The 10,179-nt window shown below is 66.9% G+C and carries 5 protein-coding genes; 3 read left to right on the top strand and 2 right to left on the bottom strand.

All coding sequences use genetic code 11. From position 1 onward, the window contains the following. Positions 1 to 323: 323 nt before the first annotated feature. Positions 324 to 2,927, top strand: a complete 2,604-nt coding sequence (gene clpB / locus ACV4UX_RS05265; protein ID WP_491592273.1) for an ATP-dependent chaperone ClpB — start codon at positions 324 to 326, stop codon at positions 2,925 to 2,927. 444 nt (positions 2,928 to 3,371) lie between these two features. On the opposite strand, the gene ACV4UX_RS05260 is transcribed toward clpB, so the two are convergent. After that, entirely contained in the window at positions 3,372 to 4,094 is a 723-nt protein-coding gene (locus ACV4UX_RS05260) for an HD-GYP domain-containing protein (RefSeq protein WP_491592272.1), read from the bottom strand. A gap of 536 nt (positions 4,095 to 4,630) precedes the next feature. Then, complete coding sequence (locus tag ACV4UX_RS05255) at positions 4,631 to 6,433, bottom strand: motility associated factor glycosyltransferase family protein (RefSeq protein ID WP_491592271.1); 1,803 nt, start codon at positions 6,431 to 6,433, stop codon at positions 4,631 to 4,633. A gap of 46 nt (positions 6,434 to 6,479) precedes the next feature. Here ACV4UX_RS05255 and ACV4UX_RS05250 point away from each other — a divergent pair, with 46 nt between their 5' ends. Beyond that, positions 6,480 to 8,801, top strand: a complete 2,322-nt coding sequence (locus ACV4UX_RS05250) for a cysteine synthase (protein WP_491592270.1) — start codon at positions 6,480 to 6,482, stop codon at positions 8,799 to 8,801. 286 nt (positions 8,802 to 9,087) lie between these two features. Further along, positions 9,088 to 10,068 (top strand): acyltransferase family protein, encoded by a 981-nt coding sequence (locus ACV4UX_RS05245; protein WP_491592269.1) that lies wholly within the window; start codon positions 9,088 to 9,090, stop codon positions 10,066 to 10,068. Positions 10,069 to 10,179: the final 111 nt, after the last annotated feature.

Here is a 10,179-nt window from a genome sequence, read left to right as displayed (position 1 = left end):
CATTTCGGGATCAATTGCCTGCTGTGAGCGGGTTCCCGGAAACCACTCGAGAAGTCAGCTTCCAGAGTTGTTCGAGAAATTTTCCTGGTTGTCCTGTGGTCCGTCTCCCGCCGCGCGGAGCGGGGCGGGAGACGGACCCCGGAACGGCGATCATGCAGTGGGTGAAGCCCGCGAAGCAATCGCCGGGGTCCGGGGGGAGGCGCTCCCCCCGGCGGGTCAAGGGCGGAGCCCTGGCAGGGCCCGGGGCGGAGCCCCGGAGTGACGAGGCGGGGCTCGGGCCGCCGGGGCGCGCGACACATCAAACGACTCCTCAAGGAGACATCATGGATATCAACAAGTTCACGCAGAAATCCCAGGAGGCGCTGAGCCAGGCCCAGGCCGTGGCGGTGCGCCTGGGGCATCAGCAGATCGACGCCGGGCACCTGATGCTGGCGCTCGCCCAGCAGGAGCAGGGCCTCGTGCCGCGTCTGCTGGAGCGCGCGGGCTACGATGTGCGAGCTTTCGAGCGCGCCCTGGAGGAGACCCTGGGACGCCTGCCCAGGGTGTCCGGGCCGGGCGCGCAGCCGGGCCAGGTCAACGTGACGCAGCGCGTCAACGAGGTGCTGGTGGGGGCCTCGGAGCTGGCCAAGTCCATGAAGGACGACTACGTTTCCGTGGAGCACCTGTTCCTCACGCTCCTGGGCGAGCCGCCCTCCACGCCGCTGGGCAAGGTGTTCGCGCAGTTCGGGCTCACCAAGGAGAAGATCCTCTCGGTGCTCACCGACGTGCGCGGCACGCAGCGCGTCACCTCGGCCAACCCGGAGGAGACCTACGAGGCCCTGAAGAAGTACGGGCGCGACCTGGTGGAGGAGGCCCAGAAGGGCAAGCTCGACCCCGTGATCGGGCGCGACGAGGAGGTGCGCCGGGTGATCCGCATCCTCTCGCGGCGCACCAAGAACAACCCCGTGCTCATCGGCGAGGCGGGCGTGGGCAAGACGGCCATCGTGGAGGGCCTGGCCCAGCGCATCGTCAAGAAGGACGTGCCCGAGGGCCTCAAGGAGAAGACCCTCTTCGCCCTGGACATGGGCGCGCTGATCGCCGGGGCCAAGTACCGGGGCGAGTTCGAGGAGCGCCTGAAGGCCGTGCTCAAGGAGGTGCAGTCCAGCGAGGGCAGGATCATCCTGTTCATCGACGAGCTGCACACCATCGTGGGCGCGGGCAAGGCCGAGGGGGCCATGGACGCGGGCAACCTGCTCAAGCCCATGCTGGCCCGGGGCGAGCTGCACTGCATCGGGGCCACCACCATCGACGAGTACCGCAAGTACATCGAGAAGGACCCGGCCCTGGAGCGCCGCTTCCAGCCCGTGCTGGTGGACGAGCCCACCCTGGAGGACACGGTGTCCATCCTGCGCGGCCTGCGCGAGCGCTTCGAGGTGCACCACGGCGTGCGCATAGCCGACGCGGCCCTGGTGGAGGCGGCCGTGCTCTCCACCCGCTACCTGCCCGACCGGCAGTTGCCCGACAAGGCCATCGACCTCATCGACGAGGCCGCAGCCATGATCCGTACGGAGATCGACTCCCTGCCCTCGGAGCTGGACGCCATCAACCGGCGCATCATGCAGCTGGAGATCGAGCAGGCGGCCCTGACCCGCGAGACCGACAAGGCCTCCAAGGAGCGCCTGGATAGGCTGCGCGAGGAGCTGGCGGGCCTGAAGGAAGAGCAGACGGTGCTGCTCACCCAATGGGACCGCGAGAAACAGTCCATCGAAGGGCTGCGCCACATCAAGGAAGAGATCGAGCGCACCAAGCTGGAGATGGAAAAGGCCGAGCGCGAATACGACATGAACAAGGCCGCCCAGCTCAAGTACGGCACGCTGAACCAGCTGGAGAACGACCTGGCCCGGCGCGAGGCCGAGATCGAGTCGGCCTCGGGCGGGCAGCGGCTGCTGCGCGAAGAAGTCGGCCCCGACGACGTGGCCCAGGTGATCGCGCGCTGGACGGGCATTCCGGTGTCCAGACTCCTGGAGACCGAGCGCGAGAAGCTTCTGCGCCTGCCCGAGGAGCTGCACCGGCGCGTGGTGGGCCAGGACCAGGCCGTGGAGGCCGTGGCCGACGCGGTGCTGCGCGCCCGCGCCGGGCTCAAGGACCCCAAGCGGCCCATCGGCTCGTTCATCTTCCTCGGCCCCACGGGCGTGGGCAAGACCGAGCTGTGCAAGACCCTGGCCCAGTCGCTCTTCGACACCGAAGACAACATCGTGCGCCTGGACATGAGCGAATACATGGAGAAGCACGCCGTGTCGCGCCTGATCGGAGCGCCCCCGGGCTACGTGGGCTACGACGAGGGCGGCCAGCTCACCGAGGCCGTGCGCCGCAAACCCTACTCGGTGGTGCTCTTCGACGAGATCGAGAAGGCCCACCCGGACGTGTTCAACACGCTGCTCCAGATCCTGGACGACGGCAGGCTCACGGACAGCCACGGCAAGACGGTGGACTTCAAGAACACCATCGTGATCATGACCTCCAACCTGGGCTCCCAGTACATGCTGGACGGCATCCAGGAGGACGGCCAGTTCCGGCCGGGCACCGAGGACCGCGTGCTGGAGACCCTGCGCGGCCACTTCCGTCCCGAGTTCCTGAACCGCGTGGACGAGGTGGTGCTCTTCAAGCCGTTGCTCAAGGAGCAGATCGGGCAGATCGTGGAGCTGATGATGGGCGGCCTGCGCGCGCGGCTGGCGGAGCGCAAGATCAACATCGAGCTGACGGACCGGGCCAAGGACGCCATCGCCGACGCGGCGTACGACCCTGTCTACGGAGCGCGCCCGCTGCGCCGCTACATCCAGGCGCACATCGAGACGCCCCTGGCCAAGCGGATCATCGGCGGCGAGGTGGCCGACGGGCAGGACGTCACCGTGGACGCCTCGGAGGAGGGACTCACCTTCGGCGGCTGAGAGGCCTCCCGGACATGATCGGCAAAGGGCCGCTCCCGGCGACGGGGGCGGCCTTTCTGCATCCCGCGCCTTGCCTCAGGCGCGCGTGCGGAGCCGGAGGCGATCCAGGAGCACGAAGAAGACCGGCAGGGCATTCCGCAACGCCACGGCCGGAGCACCGAGGCCGCGCGCCGGTCCGACGACCAGCCGGACAGCCCGTCGAAGAGTCGGGAGTGCAGGCCCTTGCCCTGGAAGAGCGGAAAGATGCCATCCACGGCCGTCCAGCCGTGCCAGCGGGCGTGCGTCGGCACGCGGCATCCCATCATGGTGTCGCCGGGATCGTTGACGAAGATCATGAAGGCCACGGTCGCGCCGCGCAGGATGTCCACGGAAACGATTCGGCGTCCGGCCCCCCTGCTCATGACGGCCGTGCAGGAGAGGGCAGGGCGTCTCCCCCTCGTCTTTTCAGGCCACCCGCGCGCCGTGTGCGCCGCGATCGGCTCTTGAGGGCGGCAGGGCGTGGGCGCGGGCGTCTTCGGCGGAGTGGCGGGCCACCACCTGGGCGATGGCCTTCTCGTGGTCGAAGAGGCAGCGGCAGAGTTCCGGGTCGTAGCGCGTGCCCCGATGGCGCTCTATCTCCTCCAGGGCCTGTTCCAGCGTAAGGGCCGGGCGGTAGACGCGGTGTTCCAGCATGGCGGCCATGCTGTCGGCCACGGCCAGGATGCGCCCGCCCAGGGGGATGTCCGCACCCATGAGCCCGCGCGGATAGCCTGCGCCGTCGAAGCTCTCGTGGTGGGAGAGCACCAGTTCGGCCACGCCGTTGCGTGCGGCGAACAACTCGATGGGCGCGAGGATTTCCGCGCCTGTGGCCGGATGGCGGCGCACCGCTTCCCATTCGGCCGCGTCGAGGCTGCCCTGCTTGAAGAGGATGGAATCCGGTAGCCCGATCTTGCCGATGTCGTGCAGGTGGCCGGCGATGTGCAGCACGTCCGTCTGCTTGCTGGAGAGGCCGTGAGCCAGGGCCAGCACGGTGGCCAGGTCGGCGGTGAGCGCGGAATGCTCGAAGAGGCGCTTGTCCTTGGCGTCCACGGCCCTGCCGAGCACGGTGGCCAGCTGATGCACGGTGGCGGCCATCTGACCGCAACGGTAGGACCCCAACGCCAGCTCTTTGAGGCAAAGAATCTCCATGAGTGGCTCCTGTTGGGAGCGGGTCTAGCGAGTTTGAGTGTCAAAATCAACTGATTCGTTTGCGATACCGGGAAGATGTAGAGAAATCCGGTCCCGATGGGAGGGGGCGTGCCCGGCGCCTGGCGCGAAACGCCGAGGGAACTTGCACGGGGAGAGCACGGACGGTTCAACGCCTCTGCGCGGGGAGGCTCTGGGGACAGCTTGGACGATCAGCCATGCCTCCCCAGGCAGAGGCCGCAAACCGGCAGCACGGCCCTTCCCGGTGAAGTCAGCGAAGCTGGACCCATGGGATTCCAAAGGGCACAACCCTTTGGCCGGGGGCCATCCACCGCCCTGACGGCCATCCACCGCCCAGACGGTCGGCCACCGCCCAGACGGTCGGCCACCGCCCAGACGGTCGACCATCGCCCAGGCGGTCGGCCATCGCCAATGCGGACAGCCATCGCCAATGCGGACAGCCATCGCCCAGGCGGTCGGCCATCGCCCAGGCGGACAGCCATCGCCCAGGCGTCCCGGGTCCGGGCGCGTCAGTCCTTTCAGGCGGCGGCTTCCTTGCGCGCCACCCCCTGTGGCCCCAGGGCGGCGTCCATCTCCTTCACCTTGTCCAGGCTGCGTTTGAGGATGTCGCGGTATTCCTTCATGTCCGTTGGGGCGTACTTTTCGCGGCACTGGACCATGGCGGCCATGTCCATGATCTCGTTGTAGAGATAGGGCAGGTAGAGCGGGTCCTGCTTGAGGAAGTGGTAGACGCGGTTGAGCAGTTGCTGGATGTCCTGCTGGTGCTTTCCGGGCTTCTTGAAGTATTTTTCCAGCTGCCGGGTGGCGTTGCGCAGGGAGTTGTTCCAGGTTTTGTAGCGCGGCTCGTAGACGGGGCGCACGCGGGGTTGGTTGGCGCGCTTGAGGCTCCAGAGGAAGCGTTCCTTGGCCCCGGGTTCGGAGGTCAGAAGGCCCCGGGCATGGCACTCGTCCACGTCCACCACGCGGCTGCCCTCGATCTCCGCGCCGCCGCCGTAGATGTTGTAGACGGGGGCCTGGGCCTTGCGAAGGTCCTTTTCCAGGTCGCGCTTGGCCGAGAGGTAGCCCACGTTGGAGTAGATGCGCTGGCCGTGCATGTTGGTGAAAGCCACGGTGGAGGCGGGGCTGTTGTCGCAACGGTTTTCGTGCGAGTGGTGGCCGGGGGCGTGGGAGCGTTCGGCCTGCCAGGCGAAATCCTGCCCGGCCAGGATGATGCGGCCGACGCCGGTCCAGGCCAGGAAGCGCGCCAGGGTGACGCCCACGTTGCCGCCGGCGTCCAGCACCAGCTCATGTTCGGGGAACACGTAGGTGGCCAGCCCTCCCATGGTCCACAGGGGGATTCTCGGGCCGGGGTAGCGGTCCACCACCCGGGGGTCCATCTTGGTGGAGTAGATGAGGGGCAGGTCCTTGAGCCAGCTGTCGTCCTTGAGCCCGTCGTAGAGGGCCAGCATATCGGGACGGAAGTCGATGGCGAGGCAGAAGTCGGGCTTGAGGCCCACGCGTTCCAGGGCCGGGAGGGTCTGGAGCGCGGCGGCGTAGAGGGCGTGTCCGGGCCTCTGGGCCAGCTGGGGGCCGATGTCGGCCAGGGATGGCCCCGCGCCCAGGATCACGGCCGTGACGCCCTTCGCCATGTCCTTGAGCGGCAGGAGGCTGCCGTCGTTCATGGCGCGGGAGAAGTTCTTGAGCTCGTTGCCCACCATTACCTCCTGCTTCAGGCGCAGGGTGGCCAGCTCCACGGAGAAGTTCTCCAGCTTGCCGCGGGTGATGTGCGTGAGCTGGGCGTATTCGGGGCCGATCTGCTGGGAGGGCAGGTCGATGCGCAGATGGATGTTGCCGTAGATCAGCTTGATGTCCAGGCGCTGGAGGGCCTGCTCGATCTGGTCGTGGCCGGGCATGACGAAGCGCAGCTTGCCCAGCTTGAGGAAGGGCGTGTAGTCGGTCTGGCCGAGGCAGGCCAGGAGCATGTCCGGGCGGGGCTCGATCACCAGCACCTTGTGGGAATTGGGCGTTCCGGTGAGCAGGTGGTTCAGGCCGTAGCCCAGGTTGACGCCCACGATCACCGTGGCGTCGCGCTCGGGCTTCTCCAGCCTGCGCCAGTCGTCGTAGAGCGCGGGCAGGGGCGGGCACTTGGCGATGAGCCCGGAGCCGTCGTCCATGCGCCAGTCCAGGATGCCCATGTGGTTGACGAAGATGCGCCCGAGCGCGCCTTCGATGTCCGCGACGCTCTTTGCCAGCCAGGTGGCCACGGGCTCCTTGAGGGAGGCCATGGTCTCCAGGTTGGCGGTGAGGTATTGGTGCAGGGTGGTGTTCATGGCTTCGCTCAAGCAAGTTCCTTGCCAGCCGGGAGTCTTTCCCCTACATGCCAAGGGCATGGCTCACCCGGACATTCTCTCCCTCGCGGGCGATACGCCCCTGGTCGCGATCCGCAGGCTCAATCCTAACCCGGCGGTCGGGCTGGTCGTCAAGCTCGAAGCCAAGAATCCCGGCGGCTCCATCAAGGACCGCGTGGCCCTGGCCATGATCGACGCCGCCCTGGACTCCGGGGAACTCACCCCGGGAAAGACCGTGATCGAGGCCACCTCGGGCAACACGGGCATCGGTCTGGCCATGGTCTGCGCCGTAAAAGGGCTCAGGCTCACGCTCGTGATGCCCTCGTCGGCCTCGGAGGAGCGCAAGCGCATCATGCGCGCCTACGGCGCGGAACTGATGCTCACGCCCGGCCACCTGGGCACGGACGGGGCCATCGAGGAGGCCTACCGCCTGGCCCGCGAGCACCCCGAACGCTATGTGCTCATGGACCAGTTCAACAATCCCGCCAGCATCGAGGCCCACTACCGGGGCACCGGCCGCGAGATCTGGGAGCAGACCGGCGGGGCCGTCACCCACGTGGTGGCCACCCTGGGCACCTCGGGCACGGTGATGGGCATCGCCAAGGCGCTCAAGGAATTGAACCCCGCCGTCAAGGTTGTGGCGGTGGAGCCCAGGCCCGGGCACCGCATCCAGGGCCTGAAGAACATGCAGGAGTCCTATCCGCCGGGCATCTACGACAAGCGCCAATTGGGCGCGGTGGTGGGAGTGGAGGACGAAGAAGCCTTCGAGATGGCCCGCAGGCTGGCCCGGGAGGAGGGCATCCTTGCGGGCATGAGCGGCGGGGCCGCCATGGCCGCGGCCGTGCGCCTGTGCGGCGAACTCGAAAGCGGACTCGTGGTGGCCATCCTGCCCGACGGCGGCGAACGCTACCTCTCCACCACGCTCTTCGCGCCGCCCCAGGCCCAGGGCGCGCGTCTGAAGGACATCGCCTCCGGCAAGCCCGTGCATCTCTCGTCCGGCCCGGCCGGGCTCTACACCCCCGGCCCCAGCCTGGACGCCCCGGCCGGGGCCGAGGCCTGGCGGCGCGCCGTCACCCTGGACGTGCTGGCGCGCTCCGTGCGCGCCTCGGGCGGGGAGGCCCTCCTGGCCGTGGGCATGGCCGACATGGACGACCGCGCCCTTGCCGCCGCCCGCGCCGCGTTCGCGAGCCTGGACGCCTGCTCGGAGAAGACCCGCGCGGAGATGGTGGGCCTTGCCGCCGCCCTGGGCGTGCGGGCCGTGTTCCCGGCGGCCTCGGGGGCCCTGGAGCGCATGCTGGAGATCACCCGCGCGCTCATGCGCAAGGGCCTGTGCTACGAGAAACTCCGCTCGGTCTACTTCGACGTGGCCCGCGACAAGGCCTACGGCAGCCTCTCCCACACCGACCTGGCCAAACTGGCCCTGGGCAAGACCGTGGACCTGGCCGCCTACCTCAAGGACAACCCCCAGGACTTCACCCTGCTCAAGCGCGTGAGCCTGCAGGACCTCAAGCTCGGTCAGGTGGTGCAGACCGAATGGGGCTCGGTGCGCCCCAGCTGGTTCCTCCAGATGGCAGCCTGCCCCCTGGCCGCGCTGCCGCGCGTGAGCGCGGTGCTGGCCGGTGAGGGCCAGGTGTTCCCGGACCTGGAGAACCTGCGCGCCATCTGGAGCCTGGCCGCCGCCACCCGCCCCGAGGCCTGGATGGCCTGCGGCAGCGTGCGCCGCGACGACGCCCAGCCGGACCTGCGCGAGACGGCCCGCGTCATGGGCGGCTTCCGGGCCGTGCGCCTGTGGCTGCTCTCGGTGCACTACCGTCGCGCCCTGGACGCCTCGGACAAGACCCTGGCCATGTGGAGCGCCAACTGGCGCAAGCTGCGCGACACCGCCGCCAACCTGGCCCACGTGGCCCACGACGCGCAGAACGCCTCGGCCGAAACCCTGGCCGCCGTGGAGACCCTGCGCCGCGACCTGGACCAGGCCGTGGAGGACGATCTCTCCCTGCACCGTTTCTGGCCCAGGCTCTTCGCCTTCTGCCGCGCCGCCAACAGCGCCGCCGCCGGGAAGAAGGTCCAGGCCGCAGACGCGGCCGCCTGCCTGGAAGGGCTCAAGGCCGTGGACGCGGTGCTGGGCGTGCTGGACGAGTCCCGGATGCCCCTGGCCCGCGCCGACTGGCCCGAGGAGGCCGCGCGCCTGGACCGTGAGCGCGAGAAGGCCCGCAAGGCCAAGGACTTCGCCCGCGCCGACGCCCTGCGCGGAGACATAGAGGCCCTGGGGTTCCGCACCGAGGACACGGCGGCGGGCCTGAGGCTCTTTGCCGCACAGCCTGGCCTGTCCGGCGGCGAAGATCAGGGCGTTCCCGCATGATCGCACCACCGGTCCGATGAAGCCCCCTCGACGGCTCCGCGCGGCGCCGTCCGCGCCTGCGGAGCGTTCATCGCGTTGCGTCCTCACGATCCATCCTCGCGGACTGCGTTGCGGGAGAACGCCGGACCCTCTCGGTGGCGCAATGCGCTCCGGGCTTGGCAGTTCCCCGCGCCTTTCCGGCGAAGGGATTGAACAGGCTGCACGAAGCGACTTGTTCAACGGGCCGTAAGGTTCACAGGGCTGTCTCCGCGAGGGTGTTGCCGGTTGATTGTTTGTTGGAGGGAATATGGGGTGTTACAGGTATCTCTTGGCCGTGTTTGTCGTGCTGTCGCACATCCGGGTGAGTTTGCTGGGGATGAACGTCGGGGTTCTGGCGGTGGTCTCGTTTTTCCTGCTGAGCGGCTTCGTGATGACGGCGCTCATCGATAAATATTATTTGTCGTTTCGGAAGGTTGGGTATTTCTACGCCGACAGGGCGTTCAGGCTGTTCCCCCAGTATCTCGTCTACCTGTTGCTCACGGTGGTGTTTGTCCTGCTTGCACGGCCAGACGACGGGATGGTCAGCGATGTGCGGCCCGATCTTGTCTTTCTGAACGTCCTGATGCTCCCCCTGGGTCTGTTCAAGTTCATCCCTGATTTGAGCAATTGCCTGCTGATACCACAGGCATGGACGTTAGGTCTTGAACTGTGTTTCTATCTTCTCATTCCTCTGATTCTGATAGTCGACATGCGAAAGGCGCTGAGTGTGGTTTCCGTCGCCGTATTCACTTTGGCGTGCTTTGGAGTGTTGGATACGGACATGTTCGGGTACAGACTGCTTCCTGGGAATCTATTCATCTTCCTGATAGGTTCTTTCATGTATGACTGCAGGGATCGCAAGTTCCCGGATCGTCAGGTCATTTTTACATTCTGTTTTATTGCGTTATTGCTTGTGGTCCTTTCATTTGCAGGAAAGATCCATGTTCCGTACAGCCTGGAGATGACCGTCGGAATACTCGGAGGTGTTCCGATCGTCTGGATGTTGCGCAGGCAACGCACCAGCAGGATCGACACGTTCCTTGGCAATTTGAGCTATGGAGTGTTTCTCAACCACTATCTTCTCAAATGGGCCTACCTCGAGTTCTACAATGTCGAGGGGTACAACGTCAGTAATGGAATCGTGCTCATCGCTGTCTCGACGTTTCTCTCGTACCTGTCGTACCACTATGTGGAGATGCCTGTCATAGCGCTTCGCCATAAATGGCGGAATGCCACGCCCAAAAGCTAGTTTGCGATTTTGAATCGCTTGGCAAGGCGCGGGGAAAAAGCCAAGCCCGAAGCGTCTTTCCCACCCTGAGGGGTTGGCTTTGTCCCTGCAACGCAGCCGTCGAGGATTGTT

This window comes from Fundidesulfovibrio sp. (assembly GCF_058402725.1).
Note: the sequence above shows the minus strand (reverse complement) of the source record. Positions and strands in the feature narration are given on the sequence as shown.

What these genes read in the sequence shown, in the direction of transcription:
- clpB (WP_491592273.1), top strand. Translation starts at nt 324, where the DNA reads ATGGATATCAACAAGTTCACGCAGAAATCCCAGGAGGCGCTGAGCCAG.
- ACV4UX_RS05260 (WP_491592272.1), bottom strand. Translation starts at nt 4,094, where the DNA reads ATGGAGATTCTTTGCCTCAAAGAGCTGGCGTTGGGGTCCTACCGTTGC.
- ACV4UX_RS05250 (WP_491592270.1), top strand. Translation starts at nt 6,480, where the DNA reads ATGGCTCACCCGGACATTCTCTCCCTCGCGGGCGATACGCCCCTGGTC.
- ACV4UX_RS05245 (WP_491592269.1), top strand. Translation starts at nt 9,088, where the DNA reads ATGGGGTGTTACAGGTATCTCTTGGCCGTGTTTGTCGTGCTGTCGCAC.